This is a genomic window from Haloarcula japonica DSM 6131, assembly GCF_000336635.1.
GTDB lineage: Archaea > Halobacteriota > Halobacteria > Halobacteriales > Haloarculaceae > Haloarcula > Haloarcula japonica.
Window position 1 is genome coordinate 115,089 of record NZ_AOLY01000042.1, and the last position, 24,352, is coordinate 139,440.

At 57.8% G+C, this 24,352-nt stretch carries 29 protein-coding genes; 18 read left to right on the forward strand and 11 right to left on the reverse strand.

All coding sequences use genetic code 11. From position 1 onward, the window contains the following. Window positions 1-65: 65 nt before the first annotated feature. Window positions 66-263 carry a heavy-metal-associated domain-containing protein gene (locus C444_RS18565; RefSeq protein WP_004594594.1) on the reverse strand — a complete coding sequence of 66 codons (198 nt, stop codon included), beginning with the start codon at window positions 261-263 and terminating at the stop codon, window positions 66-68. A gap of 134 nt (window positions 264-397) precedes the next feature. Between C444_RS18565 and C444_RS18570 the strand changes: the two genes are divergently transcribed. From C444_RS18570 to C444_RS18600, 7 genes are all read left to right on the forward strand, one after another. Then, the gene (locus C444_RS18570; protein WP_004594596.1) at window positions 398-988 is read left to right on the forward strand and encodes an AsnC family transcriptional regulator; all 591 of its coding nucleotides are present in this window, start codon (window positions 398-400) and stop codon (window positions 986-988) included. Between the two features lie 94 nt (window positions 989-1,082). Further along, on the forward strand, window positions 1,083-3,689 hold the full coding sequence (locus tag C444_RS18575) for a heavy metal translocating P-type ATPase (protein WP_004594598.1): 2,607 nt from the start codon (window positions 1,083-1,085) through the stop codon (window positions 3,687-3,689). 17 nt (window positions 3,690-3,706) lie between these two features. Further along, window positions 3,707-3,931, forward strand: coding sequence for a DUF7123 family protein (locus C444_RS18580; RefSeq protein WP_004594599.1), 225 nt, complete (start codon window positions 3,707-3,709; stop codon window positions 3,929-3,931). Beyond that, window positions 3,928-4,929 carry a DUF63 family protein gene (locus C444_RS18585; protein WP_004594600.1) on the forward strand — a complete coding sequence of 334 codons (1,002 nt, stop codon included), beginning with the start codon at window positions 3,928-3,930 and terminating at the stop codon, window positions 4,927-4,929. The genes C444_RS18580 and C444_RS18585 overlap by 4 nt, the downstream gene beginning before the upstream one ends. Before the next feature lie 28 nt (window positions 4,930-4,957). Next, on the forward strand, window positions 4,958-6,133 hold the full coding sequence (locus tag C444_RS18590; RefSeq protein ID WP_011222414.1) for an NAD(P)/FAD-dependent oxidoreductase: 1,176 nt from the start codon (window positions 4,958-4,960) through the stop codon (window positions 6,131-6,133). A 319-nt stretch (window positions 6,134-6,452) separates the two neighbouring features. Beyond that, window positions 6,453-6,986, forward strand: a complete 534-nt coding sequence (locus C444_RS18595; protein ID WP_004594602.1) for a DoxX family protein — start codon at window positions 6,453-6,455, stop codon at window positions 6,984-6,986. A 6-nt stretch (window positions 6,987-6,992) separates the two neighbouring features. Next, the gene (locus C444_RS18600) at window positions 6,993-7,280 is read left to right on the forward strand and encodes a hypothetical protein (RefSeq protein ID WP_004594603.1); all 288 of its coding nucleotides are present in this window, start codon (window positions 6,993-6,995) and stop codon (window positions 7,278-7,280) included. 264 nt (window positions 7,281-7,544) lie between these two features. On the opposite strand, the gene C444_RS18605 is transcribed toward C444_RS18600, so the two are convergent. Then, window positions 7,545-8,543 (reverse strand): universal stress protein, encoded by a 999-nt coding sequence (locus C444_RS18605; RefSeq protein ID WP_004594604.1) that lies wholly within the window; start codon window positions 8,541-8,543, stop codon window positions 7,545-7,547. Window positions 8,544-8,999: 456 nt separating this feature from the next. On the opposite strand from C444_RS18605, the gene C444_RS18610 reads away from it, so the two are divergent. From C444_RS18610 to C444_RS18640, 8 genes are all read left to right on the forward strand, one after another. Next, the gene (locus C444_RS18610) at window positions 9,000-9,494 is read left to right on the forward strand and encodes a DUF411 domain-containing protein (protein WP_004594605.1); all 495 of its coding nucleotides are present in this window, start codon (window positions 9,000-9,002) and stop codon (window positions 9,492-9,494) included. A 52-nt stretch (window positions 9,495-9,546) separates the two neighbouring features. Further along, complete coding sequence (locus C444_RS18615) at window positions 9,547-9,918, forward strand: hypothetical protein (RefSeq protein WP_004594606.1); 372 nt, start codon at window positions 9,547-9,549, stop codon at window positions 9,916-9,918. 7 nt (window positions 9,919-9,925) lie between these two features. After that, complete coding sequence (locus C444_RS18620; protein WP_004594607.1) at window positions 9,926-10,807, forward strand: class I SAM-dependent methyltransferase; 882 nt, start codon at window positions 9,926-9,928, stop codon at window positions 10,805-10,807. A 349-nt stretch (window positions 10,808-11,156) separates the two neighbouring features. Further along, window positions 11,157-11,297, forward strand: coding sequence for a YHS domain-containing protein (locus C444_RS18625; protein ID WP_011222411.1), 141 nt, complete (start codon window positions 11,157-11,159; stop codon window positions 11,295-11,297). Window positions 11,298-11,356: 59 nt separating this feature from the next. Further along, entirely contained in the window at window positions 11,357-11,959 is a 603-nt protein-coding gene (locus tag C444_RS21455; protein WP_004594609.1) for an AsnC family transcriptional regulator, read from the forward strand. A gap of 216 nt (window positions 11,960-12,175) precedes the next feature. After that, window positions 12,176-12,799 carry an ABC transporter ATP-binding protein gene (locus C444_RS18630; RefSeq protein ID WP_004594610.1) on the forward strand — a complete coding sequence of 208 codons (624 nt, stop codon included), beginning with the start codon at window positions 12,176-12,178 and terminating at the stop codon, window positions 12,797-12,799. Between the two features lie 109 nt (window positions 12,800-12,908). Further along, window positions 12,909-13,529, forward strand: a complete 621-nt coding sequence (locus C444_RS18635; protein WP_204365968.1) for an ABC transporter permease — start codon at window positions 12,909-12,911, stop codon at window positions 13,527-13,529. Next, window positions 13,526-14,278 carry an ABC transporter permease gene (locus C444_RS18640; protein ID WP_004594612.1) on the forward strand — a complete coding sequence of 251 codons (753 nt, stop codon included), beginning with the start codon at window positions 13,526-13,528 and terminating at the stop codon, window positions 14,276-14,278. The genes C444_RS18635 and C444_RS18640 overlap by 4 nt, the downstream gene beginning before the upstream one ends. A gap of 284 nt (window positions 14,279-14,562) precedes the next feature. On the opposite strand, the gene C444_RS18645 is transcribed toward C444_RS18640, so the two are convergent. From C444_RS18645 to C444_RS18680, 8 genes are all read right to left on the reverse strand, one after another. Continuing rightward, the gene (locus C444_RS18645; RefSeq protein ID WP_004594613.1) at window positions 14,563-15,309 is read right to left on the reverse strand and encodes a plastocyanin/azurin family copper-binding protein; all 747 of its coding nucleotides are present in this window, start codon (window positions 15,307-15,309) and stop codon (window positions 14,563-14,565) included. A 19-nt stretch (window positions 15,310-15,328) separates the two neighbouring features. Next, complete coding sequence (locus C444_RS18650) at window positions 15,329-15,637, reverse strand: thioredoxin family protein (RefSeq protein ID WP_004594614.1); 309 nt, start codon at window positions 15,635-15,637, stop codon at window positions 15,329-15,331. A gap of 123 nt (window positions 15,638-15,760) precedes the next feature. Beyond that, complete coding sequence (locus C444_RS18655) at window positions 15,761-16,114, reverse strand: SHOCT domain-containing protein (protein WP_004594615.1); 354 nt, start codon at window positions 16,112-16,114, stop codon at window positions 15,761-15,763. Window positions 16,115-16,117: 3 nt separating this feature from the next. Then, window positions 16,118-16,534 (reverse strand): DUF302 domain-containing protein, encoded by a 417-nt coding sequence (locus tag C444_RS18660; protein WP_004594616.1) that lies wholly within the window; start codon window positions 16,532-16,534, stop codon window positions 16,118-16,120. Window positions 16,535-16,629: 95 nt separating this feature from the next. Further along, entirely contained in the window at window positions 16,630-16,983 is a 354-nt protein-coding gene (locus tag C444_RS18665) for an SHOCT domain-containing protein (protein WP_004594617.1), read from the reverse strand. Window positions 16,984-17,040: 57 nt separating this feature from the next. Next, window positions 17,041-17,361, reverse strand: a complete 321-nt coding sequence (locus C444_RS18670; protein WP_004594618.1) for a hypothetical protein — start codon at window positions 17,359-17,361, stop codon at window positions 17,041-17,043. 168 nt (window positions 17,362-17,529) lie between these two features. Continuing rightward, window positions 17,530-18,129, reverse strand: a complete 600-nt coding sequence (locus tag C444_RS18675; protein WP_011222408.1) for a helix-turn-helix transcriptional regulator — start codon at window positions 18,127-18,129, stop codon at window positions 17,530-17,532. Between the two features lie 125 nt (window positions 18,130-18,254). Further along, the gene (locus tag C444_RS18680; protein WP_004594620.1) at window positions 18,255-19,649 is read right to left on the reverse strand and encodes a permease; all 1,395 of its coding nucleotides are present in this window, start codon (window positions 19,647-19,649) and stop codon (window positions 18,255-18,257) included. 328 nt (window positions 19,650-19,977) lie between these two features. On the opposite strand from C444_RS18680, the gene C444_RS18685 reads away from it, so the two are divergent. Next, on the forward strand, window positions 19,978-21,444 hold the full coding sequence (locus C444_RS18685; RefSeq protein WP_004594621.1) for an amidohydrolase family protein: 1,467 nt from the start codon (window positions 19,978-19,980) through the stop codon (window positions 21,442-21,444). Window positions 21,445-21,473: 29 nt separating this feature from the next. Here the strand turns inward: C444_RS18685 and C444_RS18690 are convergent, their stop codons facing one another. Continuing rightward, the gene (locus tag C444_RS18690; RefSeq protein WP_004048660.1) at window positions 21,474-21,998 is read right to left on the reverse strand and encodes an ArsR/SmtB family transcription factor; all 525 of its coding nucleotides are present in this window, start codon (window positions 21,996-21,998) and stop codon (window positions 21,474-21,476) included. Window positions 21,999-22,199: 201 nt separating this feature from the next. Between C444_RS18690 and C444_RS18695 the strand changes: the two genes are divergently transcribed. Together C444_RS18695 and C444_RS18700 are read left to right on the forward strand one after the other, a co-directional pair. After that, window positions 22,200-22,415, forward strand: a complete 216-nt coding sequence (locus C444_RS18695; protein ID WP_004594622.1) for a heavy-metal-associated domain-containing protein — start codon at window positions 22,200-22,202, stop codon at window positions 22,413-22,415. A 4-nt stretch (window positions 22,416-22,419) separates the two neighbouring features. Beyond that, the gene (locus C444_RS18700; protein ID WP_004594624.1) at window positions 22,420-24,339 is read left to right on the forward strand and encodes a heavy metal translocating P-type ATPase; all 1,920 of its coding nucleotides are present in this window, start codon (window positions 22,420-22,422) and stop codon (window positions 24,337-24,339) included. The last annotated feature ends 13 nt before the right edge of the window (window positions 24,340-24,352 follow it).

The following is a 24,352-nucleotide window of genomic DNA, read 5'->3' on the forward strand; positions in this document are numbered from 1 at the left end:
TACACCTGGGATTGGCAGTCGTATCAATCCCTCCCCGAATCCGATTCGACGAGAATCGGGATTTGTTACGCGGAGGCATCGTATCCAGCGTCTTCGACCACAGTCACGAGTTCATCCCGTTCAGCGGACCCTTCGACTGTCGCGGATTCTGAGTTGCGATCCGCAGTTGCGGAAGTAACCCCCTCAACTTCTTCGAGTGCTTCTTCGACCGTCTGCTCGCAATGTTCACAGGTCATTCCTTCGACGGTGATTGTCTGAGTCATATCCATTCGTAGATAGGGGCGAGTATTCTATGTGGTTTTCTGCTTGGAATCCAATGTTATCGCAGCCTAGAATCGCCGATTTCGAAGGTGAATAGTGGACAACAATAATGTATCCTGCGAGACGAAGCGGTCGTATGCGCAATCTAGATGAAACCGACCTGGAAATCCTCTCGTTACTCGCTGATGACGCCCGCCGCCCGTTCAGCGATATCGGCGAGGAGGTCGGTCTGTCGGGGCCGGCCGTTTCCGACCGGGTCAAGCGATTACAGGAAGCTGGCATCATTAACAACTTCACGATTGACGTCAACCGAGCTCATCTCCGGGCTGGTGTTCCGGTATTTATTCAAGCCGAAATCGGCTCAGCATCGCTGGAGACCGCCCGCAATCAAGTTCGGGAATCCGATGGCGTTGAACACGTCTTCACGACCGCAGAAGGGGATCTTTGGTTCTATGCTCGTGTCGAAGCCCAGAACGTTCGTCAGTGGGTAGATGGACTCTTCAACGAGGTCGATGTAGCGGGTTACACCGTCACACTAATCGACGAGATCGAATGGACGCCGTCCGTCGATGGCGTCGAATTTGCGCTCACCTGTGCCGAATGTAACAATACCGTCGATAATGAGGGTGAGACGACGCGAATCGATGGTGAGATCTATCACTTCTGTTGTCCATCTTGTCTTGCACGGTTCGAAGACAGGTATCAGCGACTCGAAGAGGGAGCATAACGCGCTCTTTGGAATCTAAATTTTCCCGCGGTCGAAAACCCACCTCTCGAAGCAGCAAATCGCCTAAACCTAGACCCCGTATAGTAGAACAAGCATGACAAGCCAAACAATCCATCTTGATATCACGGGAATGTCCTGCGCCAACTGTTCGGCGACGATCCAGGACACTCTCGAATCGCTCGACGGGGTATCGGAGGCGGATGCGAACTTCGCCACCGACGAGGGTTCCGTCACCTACGACCCTGAAGAGGTATCGCTCAAAGAAATCTACGACGCGATCGACGAGGCCGGGTACGGCGCAGTCTCTGAGACGGTAACGATTGCCATCTCCGATATGACCTGTGCCAACTGCGCCGAGACCAACCAAACCGCTCTTGAAAATATTCCGGGCGTCGTTAATGCGGAGGTCAATTACGCAACCGACGAAGCACAGGTCACCTACAATCCTGCGGAAGTATCTATTGGTGCGCTGTACGATGCTATCGAGGAGGCTGGCTACTCGCCCGTCCGCGAAGATGGTGCCGACGAAGAGTCGGGCCAGGACGCACGAGATGCCGCCCGTCAAGCCGAAACTCGGAAACAACTCAGGTTGACCCTCTTTGGGGCAGTGTTATCGGCACCGTTGCTCTTCTTCCTCATCGACAATTATCTGCTCGGTGGCGCGATCGTCCCTGAAGCCGTCTTCGGTGTGGAACTTGGCTGGGTTGAGTTCCTCCTCGCCACGCCGGTACAGGCGATCCTCGGCTGGCCGTTCTATAAGAACTCGTACAAGGCGATCGTGAAGAACGGCCGCGCCAATATGGACGTGCTGATTGCGATCGGTTCAACAACGGCCTATCTATACTCTGTGGCAGTCCTTGCTGAACTCATTGCAGGTGGACTTTATTTCGACACGGCAGCCCTCATCCTCGTGTTCATCACGTTGGGTAACTATCTCGAAGCTCGGTCGAAGGGCCAAGCGGGTGAGGCCCTCCGAAAGCTCCTCGAAATGGAAGCCGAAACGGCGACCATTGTCCGCGAGGACGGCAGTGAAGAAGAAGTTCCACTCGAAGAGGTCACAACTGGTGACCGGATGAAAATTCGTCCAGGTGAGAAGATTCCCACAGACGGTGTCGTTGTCGACGGTCAGTCTGCCGTCGACGAGTCAATGGTCACTGGCGAATCTGTGCCTGTCGAGAAAGAGGAGGGCGATGAGGTCGTCGGCTCGACGATTAACGAGAACGGCGTCCTTGTCGTGGAGGCGACGAAGGTTGGAGAAGACACGGCCCTCCAACAGATCGTCCAGACAGTCAAGGAGGCCCAGTCGCGCCAGCCCGACATCCAGAATCTCGCCGACCGCATCTCCGCGTACTTCGTGCCTGCGGTCATCGCGAACGCCCTTCTCTGGGGTGTCGTCTGGTTCCTGTTCCCCGAGGCTCTCGCTGGCTTCGTCGACTGGCTCCCGCTGTGGGGTCAGGTTGCTGGCGGCCCGGCCCCGGTCGGTGGGACCGTTTCAGTCTTCGAGTTCGCGATAATTGTCTTCGCGTCCTCGATCCTCATCGCCTGTCCCTGTGCGCTGGGGCTGGCGACGCCCGCAGCGACGATGGTCGGGACGACGATTGGTGCCCAGAACGGCGTCCTGTTCAAGGGCGGTGACATCCTCGAACGCGCAAAAGACGTCGACACGGTCGTCTTCGACAAGACGGGCACCCTCACGGAGGGTGAAATGGAACTCACCGACGTGGTCGTCTTTGATAGCGATGGAAATGTGGTGACTGACGGTGGCGAGCCGACCCCAGATGGTGGACAGCTCAGCACCCGTGAGCGCCTCTCAGAGGATGATGTGCTTCGACTGGCGGCGATAGCTGAAAGCGGCAGCGAACACCCGCTCGCCCGTGCAATCGTCGAAGGGGCCGAAGAACGCGGCCTGGACGTGACTGAGCCTGACGACTTCGAGAACGTTCCGGGCCACGGGATCAAAGCAGTCATTGGTGACAGCGAGGTGCTGGTCGGCAACCGCAAGCTGCTGCGGGACAACGGGATCGACCCCTCTCCCGCTGAGGAGACGATGGAACGCCTCGAGAACGAGGGGAAGACGGCGATGCTGGTCGCCTACGAGGGGGAGCTCGTGGGTGTGGTCGCCGACGCCGACACAGTGAAGGAAAGCTCCAAGCAGGCTGTCACAGCACTCCAAGAGCGGGGAGTTGACGTGATGATGATTACGGGCGACAACGAGCGAACTGCCCGTGCGGTCGCTAAACAGGTGGGTATCGACCCGAAGAACGTCCGCGCAGGAGTCCTTCCTGAGGACAAGTCCAACGCGGTCGACAGTATTCAAGACGAGGGCCGGCAGGCGATGATGGTCGGTGACGGCGTCAACGACGCTCCGGCACTCGCGGTCGCACACGTCGGGACAGCAATCGGCTCCGGCACCGACGTCGCCATCGAAGCTGCAGACGTCACGCTGATGCGAGACGACCCGCTCGACGTGGTAAAGGCGATCCGAATCTCAGACGCGACACTCCAGAAGATCAAACAGAACCTCGTGTGGGCGCTCGGTTACAACACGGCGATGATTCCGTTAGCGTCGCTCGGCCTCCTCCAGCCCGTGCTCGCTGCAGCAGCAATGGCGTTCTCGTCGGTGTCGGTGCTGACGAACAGTCTCCTGTTCCGGCGGTACACCCCCGATCACGACTACAAGCTCTTCGGATTTCTTCGCTAACCGTCACCTCTAGATCAATGTCGAATATTTCCCGGCACACGGTTCGAAGGTACCTCGTCGAGACAGCCAGTAGCGAACCGACATACCTCCGGGCTCGCGAGATTGCCAGCGACCTCGACGGATCTCCCAAGGCAGTCGCGCAGTATCTCAGCCAGCTCCAGGACGAACTCACAATCGTTTCACTCGAACAGTGGGGGCGCTCGAAAAGCACGACGTGGCGATTGGAGGTGAACGGGTCGTGAGTACTGTCACCCGCCGCGTCGAGACTGTCCTTCCGGAGACCGGCTCACGCGAGTGGTGGGCGCTGTACCTGCTGGCCCCGCTCGTCCTCCTCGGTGGGGGCATCCTCGTGTTTCCGACGTTGGTCTACGACCGGTTCATCTGGCAGTATCTCTGGGGACCAGTCGTCGCCGATGCGGCCGGTCAGCCAGTCACGCACGAGGGGGTTCGTGCTGTCCAGGGCTACAACGCGGTGAACACGGTAATCTACCTCGCGGCAGTCGTATACAGCCTCCCCGGACTACGTGCGTATCTCGACCAACTCGACGTCACGTTCGACGCACGACTGGCCTACGGGTTCGCTCCGATCATCATCGCAGGTGGGGCGATGCGCGCCCTCGAGGATCTCGGGCTGCTCGGGGACTACGCGGTGTGGTTCATCACGCCATCGATTTACATCGTCGTCACCGCTGTCACCATCCTCGCGCTCGGTGTCGGTGCACTCTTGCGTGACCAAAATATCGGATCTATCCCGCTAACAGTCGGGCTCGTCGGGTCGGTGTGGGCTGTCGGGGCCGTCTGGTGGGCTGTTTGGCACGGCCTCTCGACATCGACCCCACTCCGCCTATGGGTTCCTGTCGCGACGACGGGGATAGCGCTCGGCGTAACCGCACTCTACTACTGGGGCGCGAGTTTCGTCAATATCACACACCTTCGACACCCGCTAATTCTGCTGGCCGTTTTCGGCCAGTTGTGGGACGCTGCGCAGAATCTCATCGGTGTGACGTTCCTCGGCTACTCCCCAAAGCTGGTCGTGACGAATCTCGTGTACCAGGCGACTGGATTCTCCGGATCGACGTTCGTGCTGAAACTCGTCGTGACTGTCGGCATCGTGTGGTATCTCGCCGATGCGAAAGAGGAGATGAATCACACGTGGTGGTGGCTTATGACGTTCTTCATCGGAGCGATCGGACTCCCGATGGGCGTTCGTGGGTCACTTCGGATGCTGTTGGGAGCTTAACGATGGCCTCAAAGATTGGCAAAAACCGATGACACGAACGTCCAAAATTGCGGTAATAGGTGGAGGGATGGCCGGGCTTGCAGCAGCTGCTGGATTCGACGACGCTGGATTCGTCGTCGAACTATATGAGCGGCAGTCCTACGATAGCAAACGCGTTAATTGCGGAGAAGCGATGACAGCGGTATCGAAGATCCCACTCGAGCCGACTGTAGAGAACGGCTTTCTCAATCCGCTGCCAGCGATGGAAGTGGAGGTGTATGACGGAATCGACGCCGATCGCCACCGCACTGGAGCCGGCACCTTTCCTGCTGCGGATACATATATAACGGACCGAAATGTCGTTGAGCAGTCCTGGGCAGAACAACTCTCAGAGAAGGGTGTTGACATCCACGAAAACCAGTCTATCACACGGACAGATTTCCACGAGTTCACCGATGAGTATGATCTCGTCGTTGATGCAACCGGTCAGCCATCACTCTCTAGTAAAGCGCTCGGAACAACCAACGAGTATTCAGGATATATGGTAGCGCTTAACAGTGATGTCGAAGGGGACTTCACCGAGTTGTACCCGAACAGCCGGATAATTCTGGAGAACTATACAGGGTACTCGTGGGCATTCCCGAAGACATCGCAACGAGCCAACGTTGGTATCGGCTGGACGGTCAGTGACCGGCCTAGTGATTATATGAAGGCATTGAGGGAAGCCTGTAAGCGGAATGGGTGGCCAGTCCCGTCGCAGGAACGGACGAACGTCGCAATCATTCCCGAGGGACCAAGCCTTGATCCCGACAGAACCTATCTACCGGAGCATTCCGTCGTACGGGTGGGTGATGCTGCAGGTATCGCAAACCGACTCACCGGAAAGGGGATCTCACAGGCCGTTGAATCGGGATTCTTGGCCGCAGAGTTGGCTAACAGCGGCCAATTACACAATTTTCCTGACAGTTTATATCAGAGGATGAAAACGGAGTACATTTTCGCCACAGTTGTGAGATACTTTCTTGAAACTCGTAATCCCAAGGTTCTGGGAGCAGCAATTCGTGCCGCTGCCGGGATCGATATTGAAGACGTTGACCGGTCTCCGAGTACAGTTCTACTGCGTCTCCTCCGCCACCCTGTTTTGTTTGCCCGTATTTTCTCGAGACGACGAGTTTTAAACCGTGTCTATGGAGGAATGACTAACCAATGGGAGTTGATTAATTGACATCCGCTCGAGTTAAATTCTCAGAATCTGTTAGCTACTGGGAGGATCGGTAAGTACAGAGGATTAAATCAGCAAATGGAGTCCCTCAAGCGAATTTTCCGAGATCCAGAATTCGGTGGGCTCGGCTTCATCAGTGTTCCCGCTTACACGCCCCAGCACACAATCAGTCCGTAGAGGGTGACCGAATTCCTTCTTGAGAATCATCCAACTCACCTCGGATATCCGCGTTCCTGAAATGAGCCCCGACTCTTAGAAATCACGAACACCATCAATCTTTTTTACTACATCTGACAAAATCAGCCGTGAGGTGAAGTATGCCATGTCAACTCAATCCATCCGTACGAATTTTCTCGGAACCGAGACGTCGTTCTCGGTCTCGGGAGCCTGGTTGTCGTATTGGATCCTGCTGCTCCGGCTGACCGCCGGGTGGTGGATGCTCCACGCTGGCCTTGACAAAATCTGGGCGTGGCCCTTCGACGCCAGCTGGTTCGTCGGCGGAGCCGCTCAGGGCACGATTCTCGCCCCCTTCGTCACGCCGTTCAGCGACGGCATCCTGTTGGCGTTCGTCAACGTGGCGGTACCGCTTGGGCAAACCGCCATCGGTCTCGGGCTGATACTCGGTGTCCTCACGAGGACCGCCGCCTTCTTTGGTGCCTTCATGATGCTGTTCTTCTACTTCATCAACGGCTACGGTGGCGGCTGGGCCAACGGTATGGTCACGGGTGAACTCCTTGGGATCATGGTCTTCGGAACCATTGTGGCACTTGGAGCGGGCGGCGTCCTGGCAGTCGATAACCGCCTGCGTGAGATGGAACTGTTCGAGAACACGCGATTACGGAAACTCCTCGGGTGACTACCAATGAGTGACTTATCAACGGCAGACCAAATCGCCATGTACGTCGGCGGTGGCCTGGTTGTCTTGGGCGTCGTCGTGATCGGCCTGCTCGACATGCTACTGGGAGCCGGGCACCCAGTCGATAGCGAGGGAGCAATCGAACACGCTGCAGTGGTCCCCATCGACATTAGGGCGGGCATCATCCTGCTCGGCTTGGTGATTTGGGGACTCGTCGCCGTTTACAAGTTTGCCGCAGGGTCGGCACCGTCGGGATCGACTACGGGCCAAACCCCATCCGGCATGGACGACTAGTTCAACAACTCAGTCCGTGGAGCCATTTGCCAGTTAACTTTTCGCGTTGCTCGCACTAACGTCCATCTGATGCACCTAAACGTGAAGACAAACACGATTTTTAGGAGTAGCCCTGTCGTTTCTTGGTTTTCCTTCTGGTCAGTACGCGCGCTTTATTCAGCAGAACGAACTTAACACTCTTTGGTTTGGTAGAAGAAACGGGGATTAATACGCAATTAGAATTTCCGAATTTAAGACTGAAATTAGTATATTACAAATAATATTTCAATATAGCCTTGACTTCCGATTCTGGTTTGTCTTTCGAAGAAAGGTGTACGGGTGTTTTTTCAATTCAGCTGTCCTTCGGTTAATCGTTAGAACGGGGTAATCTGCTTCCTCGATCACTTGAGCTGCGACGCTTCCCTGTAATAGCCGACGAATGCCAGTCAATCCTCGTGTCCCCATTGTAACAAGGTCGATGTCAGTCACCTCAGTGTATTTGAGAATCTCCTGCTGAGGTTGACCAAAGCTCAACGTAGTTCGGACAGGAACGTCCAAGGTCGCTGCCTTCTCCGTAATGTCCTCCAAGAGCCGAGTTCCCCGCTGTTCCCAAGAGTCAGTGACCTCTTCCCACGTGAATCCAGGCCGACTCGAATAGGACTGTTCGGAAATGATAAAAAGTCCATGTAGGGTTGCATCATACCGTTTAGCAATTTGTAGCCCATGTTTGAAGGCCACAGATGCCTCGTCGTATCCATCCGTAGGCACGAGAATATCTGTGAACTGACTAGTAGATAACTCTCCTACCGGATCAGAGGGATCCATATCAGGTATCGTCAAGACAGGAAGAGAGATATTTTGAATGATGTGGCTGGAGACGTCTCTCCGGAGAATTCGTGCTAATCTAGTCTGTGTAGGTTTCTGGTGGACAAGCAAATCGATATCATTCTCCTCAGCGTATTCCCGAATAACACCTGGAGAGTGCCCACTATCCACTGCTGGTATCACATTGAGTCCGAGCGAGTGGGCCTGATCCACCACGGGTTCAATTACCGCTGCTGCGTCCCATTCCTCTTGTTTAGTGACTTGATCGGATTCCACCTCCGTGCGTTCCTCATCTTGAATATATAACACGTGGAGAGCCGCATCATACGTTTCTGCAAGTGATAGGCCATATTGGACCACTGAGTCCCTTATATCAGCTCCGTAGAGTGGAATGAGGATCTGGTTGTACAGGTTGATGTCCGCACCTTCTCGAACTTCTAGATGGCTGGGGGAGTTCATACATATCTATACGTAACGACGATTTACCGTGCTTTCTGTTAAGAATCGAAACCGGGAGAACAGTCTCTGGGGTGGTGACTTGAGGCTTTTATCGCAAGTAACTCGCTATAGCACGTCTATTTCGAAAAGAGTGGAGACGTCGTTTGGAGTCGCATCAGTTCGACGAGAGCGTATTTCCCACAGTTTCGAGGAGTGAAGTGTCGGAGTCGGTGCGACGAGTCATGCTCTGGGTCATGTTGGGCGCAATTTAAGGCCGATATGCTCGTTGACGGAAAACCGTCACGGCAGCACCCTCGACCGATGAGGGTCGCCACATAGAGACGAATACGGGACTCTGACCTTTGGGGTTTCCTCCTCAGAACTGAAAGTCACCTTCCCCGTCGTGCTTGAATCCGTTCTCAATACACAGGAAAGGTCGACGTACAATTGAATACTTCCGAGCCAAGTGACGAGCATATGGAACGGGCCGTAACTCGTCGCGAACTACTACGGGTCGGTGCGACGACAGTCGCACTCGGAACCGCCGGTTGTTTGGGGTCATCGAGTGGGGATGAGTGGGATATCGAGGGAACGCTAGCGGTGACGAACGCCCAACAATACAGTTCACCAGGCTGTAGCTGTTGTGGAAAATATGCGTCGTACCTGCGGGAACAGCTCGACACGACGCTCGGGGAAACCGAAACCGAGGACGTGACGGATCTCAAGCGCCAACACGGTATTCCATCGGATCTACAGAGCTGTCACACACTCGTCCTCGACGAGTACGTCGTCGAAGGACATGTTCCTGCCGAGGTTATCGCGACGATGCTCGAGGAAGAGCCGGCGATTGACGGCATCGCGTTGCCCGGGATGCCGGCTGGATCGCCGGGGATGGGCGGGACGAAGTCCGACACATTCACCGTCTACAAACTCGGCGGCGGAAAGACAGGTGACGTGTACACCGAAATCTGAACAGAAAACACCTGGTCAAGATACTTTGGGACGGCAGTCGACACCCTAAACAATGATTCGACGACTCCTCCACGATCTCGGATACGTGCTTGCATACGTCCTTTTCCTCGGCGCGAATACGCCAGAATCGGTCGTTACCCGTCTTCGCATCGCCTATCGCCTTGTCGGTGTCCGGATCGTCGAGACGCCACAGGTTGATTCGGTCGAACGGACGATCTTCCTGTGTCCGTACCGAAATCTGGGCACTACGTGGGTTAGGGAGAAGTGGATCTGTCACGACATCCTGGACCGCGTCGACGACGGATACGTGACGTATCTCCGACGGCACAAGGGAATCGACTACCAGCGTCCTCGCGGGTGTGCCGACCTCGCGTACTGCGACGAATCCGAGTACTGCTATTCGGAGGTTTCCGAACTCGAGTAGGTGGCCGATGGATCAGAGTACTCTCCGCCACCGAATCACCGACCAGTTTTCTTACCGCGGCGAGCGAGCCGATATCTGGCGGGCGTTCGACCTCCTGTTCGATACTGACGAGTTCCTCAATCTCGGCTACTCGGAGTGGTACCAGCCACATATAGCCGGTTCGAGTCAACGTCGCCTCGTCACGGAAGTCGGCTCAAGGGTCGCGTCGCATCTACCCACAACCGACGGAGTGCGCCTCCTCGATGTCGGCTGCGGTCGGGGGGGTCCAGCCCTCCACCTCGCCTATCAGTTCGGCTTCAACGTCACTGGTGTCGACCTCGTTCCGTACAACATCCAGATGGCAACCGAGAACGCACGGGGTAAGCACCTCGATTCCGAGTTCATCATCGGTGACGCGACACAACTCCCGTTTACCAGGGACTCGTTTACCGCGTGTACAGCCATCGACGCACTCGTATACCTCCCCGAGCGGAATCGCGTTTTCGCTACAGTCGCAGATACCCTCGAACCCGAGGGGGTTCTCGTAGTCTCCGATCTCGTGATGCAGTCAGACGTGACTGAAACGGAACGGAGATTGGTCGATTCATTTGCGGATGCGTGGGATATGCCGTCCTTGGGTACTGTTGAAGGATACAAAGCTGCTCTCGACGAGACGAGCTTTGAGCTCAAAGCGGTCGAAGATATCACGAAACACAGCGTCGGACGCTTCCGAAAGTGGACGACGCTGTACCTCCAGCTACTCACGAGCCCGCTCCGGGCTCTCATTGAACGACTGTTAGGAGCGTATGATCTCGATCCCCCAGCGATTACTGAGCAGGTACGGAAGGCTCACCACGCGCTGCCGTTCCTGCGACACGTTATCTTCGTTGCGGAACTAGAGACTACTTGACTGCTACTTGCACGGCGCAAGAAAGAATCGGATCGTCACGTCGACGCTTGAGCATCCACGAATTTGGATGGACCTGTGGGGTCTTCACTGCTCGTGATTGTCGTGTGGTGGATCGTGACCCATAGGTTTAGAATTGGTTCAGACTCCAGTATTTATATAGGACACAGATAGGAATCCGTTGGTATACTCGAACGATAGTTCGGGATTGTGAGGTACTAACCGTTGATTGTGGAGTCAGAAAAGCCAAACCGTGCAGCACGGCTCAAATCGCTATGTATCCCGACTTTGGATTGCTAAGAACAAATTGCTTGATTCAGGCCCTCGTACCATTGATGTGGGGTGAAACCGAATGGCAACTGATCCAGTCTGTGGAATGGACGTCGATGAAAGTGATCCGGCGGCCACAGCTGAGTACGACGGTCAGACGTACTACTTCTGTGCCGAGGGCTGCAAGGAGACGTTCACCTCGACACCGGAGGAGTACGTCTAACCGTCACACCCCACACCTGCGTCGTAGCTCCCCCACACCCACCCCCATTCCGCCTTTCGATGACCCAACCAGAACTTGACGACACGGATCGCGAAATCCTCCGTCTTTTAGCGGAGAACGCGAGACGACCCTACAGCACTATTGCTGAGGCTGTAAATCTTTCACCCCCGTCCGTTTCAGCACGCGTCCGTCAGTTGGAGCAAGAAGATGTCATTCGTCGATTCACCGTTGATCTCGACCTCACACAGTACGAAAACCGGATACACGTCATGGTACGCCTCCAGCCTGAGCTCGGAAAGACGGATTCTCTTCGAGAATCGATCCTCGAGACCCCAGCCGTAGAACACGTATTCACAACTGCGGAGGGCGAAATCGTAGCTGTTGCGACGCCGCCGCGGAATACAGTCGGAAACTGGGCGCAGCAATATCTACCACTGACTGACGTGCGGCGATACGACGTACAACTGCTGTCGAACGCTGCTCAATCAGCGTATGCCGAGGGGACTGAATCCGCACTCAAATGTGCAAATTGCGGAACCACTGTCGGTGAAGACGGACTAGCCACCCGTGTCGGTGGTTCACTCCAGCAGTTTTGCAGTGAGAACTGTGAAACAACGTATAGGGAACAGTATACAGAAAGTCAAGAGAAATCTGATGCTTAGAGTCTAGCATTAGCTGTATACTCAATTCCTGATTGCTTACGAGTTTGCTGCAAATAGTTTTGATTTGAAACAGTAATCGCAGTGAATTAGAAGCGTGTGTATACACCTATGGAAGCGTCCACAACCACCAAAGGAGAAGCTACAAGCAACAAGGTACTCGTCCGTGCTAATGAGATTGAAAAAACGTACGGATCGAGTTTTCCATTTACGCGGTCAGTGACCGTCCTCACCGATGCCGATCTCGAAATTCGGACGGGGGAAATCGTCGGGATCGTCGGCGCGAACGGGTCGGGCAAATCCACGCTCATGAACATCCTCGTCGGTGTCCTCGAACAGGATTCCGGAACAGTCGAACGGACGGGAACCGTTGGCTGGTGTCCACAGGAACCACTGCTTTACGACCGCTTGACGGTCGGAGAGACGTTCCGACTGTTCGGTTCCGGATACGGAATGACCGCCGAAGAAATCGATGAGGCCAAACACCGCTTGGCGTCGAAACTCGATTTCGAGCAGTACCTTGACTACCGAATCGACCAACTCAGTGGTGGAAACCGGCAGAAAATCAATCTCAGTATCGCCCTGATGCACGATCCGGACGTCCTCATGCTGGACGAGCCCTACACTGGATTCGACTGGGAAACGTATCTCACGTTCTGGGATCTCGCCGAGGAACTCGCTGCCGACGGAACAGCTGTCACGATGATTTCACACCTGATCGAAGAGCAAAGTCGTCTCGACCGCATCTATGAGGTTCGTGACGGACAGGTCTACGACGTGACTGACCAGGAAGGCGAGACTGATGCAACGGCCAGTGAACGGGGGGAAGAGACCGATGAATAGGGTTTGGACGGGGATTCGGGCGAACGTCTCCACCTTCCTCAGAACCCCCCTGAATGTTGTCCTAGCACTTCTCCTTCCGATTGTCGTTATCGAAGGCTGGGGACAAGCAATGGCTGGGTTACCAAGTATGCCGACGGTCGAGGCGATTCCGATCGAGCTAGGTCGCCTTCTCGGAGCGATATTCGGGGTCGCCATCATTGCCGGCCTGATGGGACTCGCGCAGATGATTAGTGCGCGTGCAGCCGATCGGCGACTCGTTCAGACAGGCTATCCACCCCGAACACTGCTTGCGACTCGATTAGCGGCGCTCGGAGGAGTGACCGTTGTCGTGGCTGCCGTAAACTACGGCGTTCTCTGGCTGACGATTTCACCGGGAGCCCCTGTCCTGACGTTCGTATTCCTCGTACTTGCCGGCCTCGTCTATGCGTTTCTTGGCGCACTCGTCGGGGCGCTCCTTCCACGACTGTTCGAAGGCTCGCTCGTCGTGGTGTTCCTTGCAATGATGGATGCGTTCCTCAGTGGCGACAGTCCGCTGGCCGCCGACGTTCCCGAGTTCGTGGAATACTTCCCGCTCTATCATCCAAAGGAACTCCTTCAGGAGGCGATGTTCCAAGGCACATATACGACGGGTGATCTCGGCTTCGTCGCCGGATACCTGCTAGTCCTGCTTGTACTCGTCACCGCAGTGTTCGGAGTGACGATGCGCACCAGTGGTGGGTGGTCCGCATGAGTCGTACGACAACGGCGTTCACAATCGGCATCAAAGAACAGGCGCGAAACTACGTCCTCGTCGCTCTACTGGTCGTCCTACCGGTCTCGTTCATCACGTTGGCGTTCGCAGTCACCCAGGACGTCGAGATGCCGGTTCGGACGCTCGTCGACGGTGAGACGGTGACGGTCATGCGAGGGATGCCTGAGGTCCACGGCGTGATTATGACGCCGATTACGAGCGCCCTCATCGCGGGACTCGCCGGGTTGTTCCTGATGCGAGAAGCCAAAGACACAGACGGTCGTCTGGCAGTCGCCGGCTATCGTGCACGACAGGTAATCACTGCCCGGTTTGGGGTCCTCGCAGCAATCACTCTCATCGTTACCGGCGTCTCAGTCGGCGTGATGCTCGTCGATTTCCAGCCTGAGCATCTCTGGTGGTTCGTCGCAGCGATGCTCGTCGTCTCGGTCACGTATGGTCTCATCGGGATGCTCGTCGGGGCCGTTTTCGACCGCCTAGCCGGGATGTGGCTAATGCTGATTCTCCCGATGCTCGATATCGGACTCTTCCAGGATCCGCTGTTCATCCAGTCCGAGCCCGAATGGTGGATGAAACTACTCCCCGGCTATTGGCCCGTCCGTGTGATGGTCGATACCGGACTCACAACGGACGTAGATACGACTCTCTCATTGGTGTGGGCTACTGGATACCTCCTCCTCGTAGCTGTCCTCACAATCGGCGTCTACTACCGAATTACACAGGAGAAGTAAGATCAGGCCAGTAGACTACTTACTCCGGTAACTGTAGGGGAGAAGACCCAAACAGCACTATATCCAGCTTCGCTCAATTGGATAGTTTGACTCGGATTTCACTACGACCGTCTGATCGGGCAAACGGTTCGGTGGACTCTGGTTGCTGCTGTGTCCCTCGTTCTCTGGGCACCGATGAGTGCGGCTTACGTTCCGCGGAGAAGTGCCGCGGCGTAGGAACAGGTCTTCGAAGGACTCCTGAGCGAGGGACCTCAGGCGTGTAGAAATGGCGACGACACCGCGCCTTACCGAGATGGGTCTTCACTCCCAGTCTCCAACCGTTCACGACGCTTCTGGAACTCTTCTTCGTCGATCTCGCCTCGTGCGTAACGACGTTGGAGGGTTTCCATAGCGGAATCGTCACTCTCTGGAGGTGCATCGCCTCGACCCATTGCCCAGTAGAGGAAGCCGCCGACCAGCCCCAGCATCCCGAGTGCCCCGCCGACGAACGGCAGCCCACCGAACCATCCACCGTTCCGGCCGTGCATCATCCCTGGACCCATCATTCCGCCATCGGTACTCCCACTGCCGTCGACGTCCGAGCCGACGGCAACGGCGCCGTTCTGGACGATCGTTTCGCTGTCTGGGACCTCGCCGTCCGGGATCGGGCTGTCTTCAGCTGGACCGCCAGGGCTACCAACGACGATGCGACCGACCATGCCGACCGTCTTGTGAGGGATGCAGTAGTAGTCGTACGTTCCGGGCACCTCGAACGTGTGCTCGAAGCTCCCCTGCGAGATGGTCCCGCTGTCGAAGGCGGTGGCGTCGGCGGGAACGCGGTCCGGATAGGCCGTCGCCGAGTGAGCTCCGGCTGCTATCTCGAAGCGGACGGTCGTGCCAGGTTCGACGTGGAGCCCGATCGGGTCGAAGTAGTTGTTGCCCATCTTCACGACGGGCGTCTCCTGTGCGGCGACTGGTTGGGTGAATCCCGCACTCGCGACTGTGCCAGCACCGAGCGCTCCCAGGAACTGGCGTCTACTGTAGTCTGTCATTGTAGCTGGTTGGCTTCTGTTATCCACGGATGATGCTGGCGAGCCGGTTCGTGAGTCCGGGCGATTGCTGGCCGGCGCTCTCGATGGCAGCCTCCAATTCGTCCCGGTCGACGATGCCGATGAACTCGGCCGTCTGTTCCCCGTTTGCATACACGAGCGTCGTTGGCGTCTTTCGGACACCGTACTCCTCGGCCGTCTCCAGATCGGTCTGGATGTCGACCTCCCGGAACTCGACATCCGGATACGCATCTTCGATACCCTCGTTTTTCTCTCGCTGCGTTGCGCACGCTCCACAAGTCTCCTGTGTGAACAGGATAACTTCCGTCATAGTAGCTAGTATGGTCTTATGCTTTTAGCACACTTCTATTCACATCCGAAAGCTGTGAGGGTCACAGATTTCGGATTCCAAGGGGCCGGACGTGAGTAACGCCGGAGGTTGGTGGTCGGACCGTCACTCCGAGCGTTCGAGCTTGTTCCGACGCGCCTCGAACTCTTCCTCGGTGAGATCTCCGCGGGCGTATGCCATACGCAGCTCCTCCATTGCGGGATTCCGCGACGACTGCGATGCCGTCACGCGACGGAAGACGAGATATCCGCCACCGAGCAGGAGGAGGAGGAAGACCAGCTGGACGAGCATCCCGACGAGTGGCCACCAGCCGCTGGTCGTCCCGTATCCACCCATCATTCCACCGTATCCCATCATCCCGCCGAATCCCATCCCCATCGTGAGCAAGGGGAGGACGATGATCGCCCCGAGGATGAGGAGGACGATGGTTGTGGTGTCGAGTTGGTTTGATGATGTCATGGTTCAGATCTCGGTCGATGATTCGAGTTCGTCCGCGACGCTGGCGAGAACGCGTTCGAACCGGTCGTGGACCTCGTTCGCGATCGAGTCGAGTGCCTCGTTGTCGGCGATGCCGACGAGCTGTTGTGGGTCGACGGCACTCACCATGACCTCGCCGCCGTCGGTTTCGTAGACAATGACGTTACACGGGAGGAGTGCGCCGAGTTCGATCTCTTCGTTCAGGCCCTCGTGTGCCAGCCCCGGGTTGCACGCACCGAGGATGCAGTACTGTCGAAACTCCTCGCCGAGTTTCTCCTCGAGCGTCGCTTGGACGTCGATGTCACAGAGGACGCCGAATCCTTCGTCTTTGAGCGCCGCAATCGTCGTGTCGACGACATCGTCGAACTCACCGGTGACTGAAGTCTGTATTGTGTATTCCATGAAGTATCATACCCCGTCTACGGGGTTAACGGTTGGGTGCCGCAACGGCGGCCGTTGGGAATATGATGTATCGGCTGGAACAGCAGCTGCTCCAGTCATCCGGTGCGTTCGAGCTGTTCTCGCCGCCGATCGAATTCGTCATCCGAGAGCTCTCCGCGGGCGTAGCGCTCACGGAGAACCGACAGCGACTGCTCTTCGTTCCCACCGGAGCCTCGATTGAGGAGCGCATAGACAATGTAGAGCGGAACGGCGATGAGGAGCCCCATCCAGAGGAACCCCCAGAGCCCCATCGCTCCACCGAAGAGGCCCCAGCCGCCCCCCATCATGCCGCCGCCGTAGCTCCCACTACCGTGGGCAACAGCCGGTCCAGTCGCCGCAACTAGCAGCGGGACGGCGAGGATCGCGAGTCGCCGAGCAGTGCGTCCGATGTGAGTGGTGAGTTGCGTCATTATCTTGCGTTGGTGAGTTGTGGTGTTCGATTGGAGCGATCGAAACGGCCAGAGCCGTCAGCAGTGGCCCTGCCCGTACATCCCGCCGTTGTAGCCGTCGTCAGCCCCGTCGTGGTATTCCCCGTCAGCCATGTCCTGGGCCATCTCGTCGACGGTCACACCCATGTGCGACTCCATCCACTCGACGCTACCCGGGCCCATGTGTTCGGTCATCTGTGCCTCCATCCAAGTGGCCCATTCATCTGCGGTGGCATTGTCCGTAGGCGCGTCGTCAGCGGTCGTTGCGTTGTCGTGTGCGCTGACTGCCGGTGCGGCGAACGCGAGTCCGACAATCGCGAGCGCCACGAGCAGCCACCGGCCGAGTTTGAAGTTGGTCATTGTCTCTCTCCTCGGTTACTCGTAGGCCTGCTCGGGAGTTATCGACATGGGTGTGAATCCATACAGGAGAACGTTCGAGAACGTCTATAACATCTTCTAACCGTTTTGCTCGAGGGAGACCGTTCATACCTACGGAATTCGAGAGGGAGAGCGCCCGATAGATAGCGACTATTTTCCCGGTTGTTGCTGCCGAAGGTCATCACTCGGATACACACGATAGGTCCGACCCTGTCGTTCCCGATACAGCAGACCTCGCTCCTCGAGTGAACTCACGGTCTGGCTTACTTTACTCTTCGAGAACTCAGATCGATCCCGAAGTTCAATCTGCGTGATTCCGGGGGAGTTCAGGACGGGTTCGAGGACGCGTCGTTCATCATCCGGTAAGAGATCGAGAACGCGTGCTTGGGGGTCCGATTCAGGATTGATAGACGTCGCCGGTGCAGCGTCATCATCCATCGACGTAGCTGTTGCCGCCGATGTCTGTGCAGGATCGACAGGCGCCGTTGTGTCGGCCACTTCTGGATCGGTGAGTTCTCCCCGGACCACGTAATAGACGCCACCGATAACGCCAGCAACCAGCAGGGTTCCAACCACGTACCAGAGGGGGTCTGGGCCGTGCATCGTTCCCATAGATGAACCCATCATTGACCCCATCGATTGCTCGATAGCCCGACGCTGTTGATAGGCCCGCCAACTGAGTACCCCGCCGGCCAGGAGAACGAACCCGAGAAGCACACCGACGACAGTATCTGCTCGACGGCGATTCATATGACAGCCCCGAGTTGCGGGATTTGACTATTCATACCGTCTATTTGAGCGCAGTAGGTGTGACAATTGCGGATTGAAACTGTGATGATGAACCCCATCACAGCGGATGAACCACAGTGCGATCATCAGTGGTCATGATCGTGATCGTGGCTCGATATTTGCGGGCTTTGATTAGTAAATTCCGTTGGTTCTTCTTCGAACGTACGCTTGCATTTCTTTGAGCAAAAATAGTACGTCGTCCCATCGTGGGACGCACTCGGGCCCTCATCGTCGGTTCGCATCCCGCACACCGGATCTCGATACTGACCTGGTGCGCCGAGTCCCCGCCGGTAGACATACAGAAGGAACCCGGAGAGCGCAAAGGCGATAATATTGAGGTAGAACGTGTAGTTGAGCTCGAAGTACGTCTGTTCAGTCGCCGTCTCGCCGCCCGCCAGATCTGGAACGATACCCAGCGCGTCGAACAGCAGCTCCATGAGGAAGCCGGTGAACGCCATCGTGACGAAGAAGACGCCGAGGATGTACAGCATCACCTTCCAGCCGTAGTACTTCCGGTAGACGTTCAGGACGGGCACGGTGATGAGGTCGGCGTAGACGAACGCGATGATCCCGGCGAAGCTGACGCCACCACCCCAGAGCGCGACGGCGAACGGGACGTTGCCCATACTGCCGACGAAACTGAGGACGGCGATGATGACGCCCATGACGGCGTTCTCGGCAGTCACGAGCAGGCCGTCGCCCTGAATGAACAGCGTGTTCCACACCCACTGCGGGACGAAGACGATGACGAACCCAGAAATAAGGAAGCCGGCGACGATGTCTTTCCAGATCATCGACCACTCCTTGCGGTACTGATTCCCGACCTTGTACCAGCCACCCCACGACAGCAACTCGTCACGCCACCCGCCGCTACTCGACGTCTCCTGGCGATAGGTCTCCATACAGCCCTCCGAGCAGAATTTGAGCGTCTCACCGCCGTCGGTCGTGAGCGTGTACTCGTCTTTCCCCTCCATCCCGCAGGTGGGATCTTCCGTGACGCCCGCCTGGCGGTCGCGCTCGTTGAGCTTCTCGCGGACTTCGTTAAACAGGTTTTCGGGAAGCGTGAGGTGGACGATGGCGGCCATGACGGCGATGAGAATCAGGCCGCCGAGCAGTTCCGCGACGAGGAACTCCCAGCCAAGCAGGATGAGAATCATCAGCCCTAGTTCGACGATGAGGTTCGTCGACGCGAACATGAACGCGAGGAAGTTCACCGCGTGCGCCCCCTTCTTGAACAGGCCCTTCCCGATGGCGACGGCGCCGAAACTACAGCCACTGCTTGCTGCTCCGAACACAGTCGCCTTGGTAAGTCCAGTTAGATCGCCCTCACCCAGCACCTGTGCCATCCGCTCCTTCGAGACGTAGACCTGGACGAGACTCGTAATCGTGAGGCCCATGATGATCGCCCACGCCGCCGTCCAGAGAAATCCGACACCGATACGAAGGGATTCAAGAACTCCGTCGATTATCGTCGCCTGCATAGGTGTATCATTGTAGGGATCATCTATTGCGGTTTTGATTAGAATATACTGCCTATGAGGGTATCAGTACTATGGCATCGTAACCGTCGGCCATAGATGATCTATCGTGAAGAGGGGAAAACATTGCAAACCTCCACAAGCTCCACGGAATCCGACTTCAGATTCAAAAGGGGAATCTGATTAAATCACGCCGACGTATTAGAGGCTAATGGGACCAGTAGAGACCGATGATATCCCAAATGAGGGGAACACCACCTGGAAGAACAGCCTTCGCCGGCCTGCTCGGTTGTCCAGTACGGTAACTGTCACATCCACTTCCTAATTTACGATGGCTGTCGATCTGGCAATCCATGATGCACTCGTTCTCACAGCCGACGAGCGGAACCGCCTGTACGAGCGCGGCACAGTATGCATCACCGATGGCTGTATCGAAGAAGTCCGACCATCACGTGCAGGAGACGGAGAATTAGAAGCATCCACCGTTATCGACGGGAACGGGAAACTGGTGATGCCGGGGTTGGTGAACGCCCACACGCACCTGGAGATGACACCGCTCATCGGTGCGTTTAGCGAACTCGAGCTGACGGAGATGCTCGGGAGTGGGACGGCCTTGTTTAACAGACTAGGGAACGGCGAATTCGAGTACCTCGTCGAGGCAGGCGTCGAGCTCGCAGCGCTCAATTTCCTCCTGGGCGGTGTCACGACCGTGAACTCCATGGACGCACGGCCTGCCGCAGGTGCGGAGACGTTCGGGGAAGCAGGGCTCCGCGGATTTTTCGGCCCGGCGATCTCGGACCTCTTCTGGGACCAACCAGTCGATCAGCAGTTCGCCCGTGCTCGCGAGTTCGTCGAAACGTACCACGACACGTACGACGGCCGAATCAGGGCGACGATCTGCCCGCACGACGACTGGTCGTGTACCCGGCAGCTGTGGGAACGGACCGCATCCCTCGCCGCAGAGTATCCGGACCTGCTCGTCCACACGCACTTGCTCGAACTCGAGGAGAGTAACACGATGGCACGAGCGAACGGTGGCGAGGACTCGGTAGGATTGCTCGACGACGTTGGACTCCTGGACGACCGACTGGTCGCTGCTCACTTCCGCCTCGGCGACGAAGAGGACATCCAGCGAACCGCCGAGGCGGACGCGGCTGTTGCGCACTGCCCGTCCGTCTTCTGTTACTGGAATCCGGACGGGGAGACGCAGTGGACGCCCGTTCCCGAGCTTCGAGCCGCCGGCGTCGACGTCGGAGTAGGGATTGACGACCACTACTGGCACGACTCGTACAGCATGTTCGGTGAAGCGCGGCAAGCTCGGCTGGCGGCAAATCTCAAGCGTTCAGCCGGGCAGTTCGACTCGATGGAACTGATACGAATGCTCACTATCGAGGGCGCACGCGCGCTGGGGATGGGCGACGAGATCGGCAGTATCGAAGCGGGAAAGCGCGCGGATATTATCCTCCTCGACGTCGACAAACCGAAGTTCACGCCACTGACCAACGTTCCCGCACACGTCGTGAACAACGCGGTCCCGGCCGACGTCGAGACAGTGATCGTTGACGGCGACGTCGTCCTCCGGAATGGTGTGCCCGAGACAATGGACTCGGACGACGTGCGACAGCGAGTAAATCAGGCTGTCGAACGCTTCATGGACGAGACAGGCTGGGAGTTAGACATTGGTGGTAGTGAACCGCCGACCAGCATCGAGACTGTACGGGACCTCCCAAAGCGTGGCCCTGCGCGACTCCTGACTCGCCTCGCGATGCAATCCGCGCGTGATCGGTTCTCCTTCTAAGACCCTGCCAGCGTAGGGGTGGTTCCCCCTCAGGAATTTCTGTGGGCGCGAACGAACGCACGTCGCAGGACGGTCAGAAGAACGTACGTCTCGTACTTCTGGGTCTGGCAGTGCTCGCAGGGCTGCATATCCTCGACGATCTCCTCAATAGCGTCGTCGTACTCGTCGGTGAGCGTAGTGAGCGCGTCCGTGATCTGGGGCTGGGCAGCGTCGATCATCTCCTCGACGGCGGCGTCGGCCGAATCTGGTAGTGAGTACGAGAGGACGATCGTGTTCGCGTGGTAGTACTTCGTCGTCCCACCACGCCCCTCCTCGAAGCGAACGACGTCGACGAGGCCCGCATCCCGGAGCTCGTTGATGTGATGGCGGACCGTGTTCTCCGTCCGGTCGATGCCGCGATCGTCGAGGCGTTCGTGGACCTCGGTCGCAGTTAGGGCTTCCTCGGACAGAATGTCGAGGACCATCGCCCGCATCGGCTCGTCGATGGCGTCCGAAATCCGAGTGTCTCGCACCGCGATGTCGTCGAGACGGTGGTCGGTATCGGAATCACTCATACGAGGACTGAGCGCGAGCACGCGGGAAAAGGTAGCGGGGCAGGAGTCGGGTAGGTGTCTGTCGAGGTATCCAGTACAGGATGGACCCGCGATAGCGAAAGCTCTAGACGACCCGTTTGACTGTTCCAACGACTCGTATCCGAATTCAAACATATCATATAAAAAATACTTATTGAGGTACGGGCACTATCTCAAACTGTAATGAGCGACACAACCCAATTCCGCGTCCTCGACTTCGACTGCCCGACCTGCGCGAGTACCGTCGAACGCGCCCTGTCGAACGTCGACGGCGTCCAGCACGTCGAAGTCCACTACGCGACCGGCCGCGTCGAGATCGAGTACGACGACAGCGTCGCTGACCCCGACGCCTTCGCAGAGACCATCGAAAACCAGGGGTACACTCCCCAGCCCGCCTAACACTATGAACAAACAATCGATCACGCAGTACTACCGGAACCACCGGAAGGCCATCGTCACGGCGACAAGCGGCCTGCTGTACGGCGGTGGCTGGAGTCTCGGCTACCTCACGAGTTTCGAGATGGCAAGCGCCGCCATCCTCGTCCTCGCGACGGTCGTGGGTGGCTACGACATCGCCAAGACCGCTTACCACGAGGTCACCAACCGGACGCTCGGCATCAAGACGCTGGTGACGCTGGCCGCCATCGGTGCTATCGTCATCGGGGAGTACTGGGAAGCCGCCGCCGTCGTCTTCCTGTTCAGCCTTGGCAGCTACCTCGAAGGCCGGACGATGCGGAAGACCCGGACGGCACTTCAGGAGCTACTGGAGATGACGCCCGACACGGCGACCGTCCGTCGCGACGGGACACTCCAAAAGGTCTCCGCCCGCGATGTCGAAGAGGGCGAAGTCGTCGTCGTAAAGCCGGGCGGGAAGATCCCGGTCGACGGAACCGTCGTCGACGGCGAGAGCGCAGTCAACCAGGCGCCGGTCACCGGCGAGAGCGCGCCCGTCCACAAGGCCGACAGCGACGAGGTGTACGCCGGGACGGTCAACCAGGAGGGCGCGCTAGAAATCCGGACGACGGGAGCGGGATCGGATACGACTCTCGAACGGATCATCCGTCGCGTCGAGGAGGCCCAGGAGGCTCAGTCGCCCACGGAGAGTCTCATCGACCGGTTCGCGAAGTACTACACGCCGGCCGTCATTGCCCTGGCTATCGGCGCGTACGCGGTCACGCAGAACGCGATCCTGTCGCTGACGCTGCTGGTCATCGGCTGTCCGGGCGCGCTGGTCATCGGGCCACCGGTCAGCATCGTCTCGGCCATCGGTAACGCCGCCCGGTCGGGCGTGCTGATGAAGGGCGGCGAACACCTCGAACGCGCCGGCAAGATCGATCTCGTCGCCTTCGACAAGACGGGGACGCTCACGAAGGGCGAGACCACCGTCTCCGGTATCGAGGGGTTCGGCGTCGCCGCCGCCGACGTCCTCTCGCTCGCAGCGACCGCCGAGAAGAAGAGCGAACACCACCTCGCGGACGCCATCGTCGACATGGCCCGCGAACGCCAGACGGCTGCGACGGACGGTGGAGCGACGGTCGCCCAAGCGGACGATACGGACGTGGGGCGCAGGTCGGTCCCCGATCCCGACGACTTCGACGTGGTCGCCGGCAAGGGCGTCATCGCCCATGCCGATGGCCAGGAAGTCGTCGTCGGCAACCGCGCGCTGCTGGACGACCGCGACGTCGATGTCCCCGATCGGGTCGCCGACTACGTCCGCGAGCGTGAGGGGCGCGGCGAGACAGTCGTCCACGTCGTTCGGGACGGGGACATCATCGGCGCGATTGCGATGCGGGACGAGCTCCGGGAGGCCGCTCCTGGGGTCGTCGCGGCGCTCCAAGACGCTGGCATCGAGACGGTGATGCTCACCGGCGACAACGAGCGGACGGCCGCTGCCGTTGCCGAGGAGGTCGGTATCGACGAGTACCGTGCCGAACTCCTCCCCGAGGACAAGCAGTCCGTCATCGAGGGCTACCAGGCCGACGGCCACGTCGTCGCGATGGTCGGCGACGGCATCAACGACGCGCCATCGCTGGCCACTGCCGATGTCGGCATCGCGATGGGTGCTGCGGGAACGGACACCGCTATCGAAACGGCTGACATGGCGTTGATGGCCGACGACCTCGAACGCATCCCGTACGCGGTCAAACTCAGCAAGGCGACGCGCTGGAACGTCCTCGAGAACGTCGGGCTCGCGGTGCTGACCGTGACCGTCCTCCTCGCGGGCGTGCTCACCAGCTACGTCACCCTCGCGTCGGGAATGCTGGTCCACGAGGCCAGCGTCCTCCTCGTCATCCTCAACGGGATGCGACTGCTCCGCTACTGACCACGAGACACGA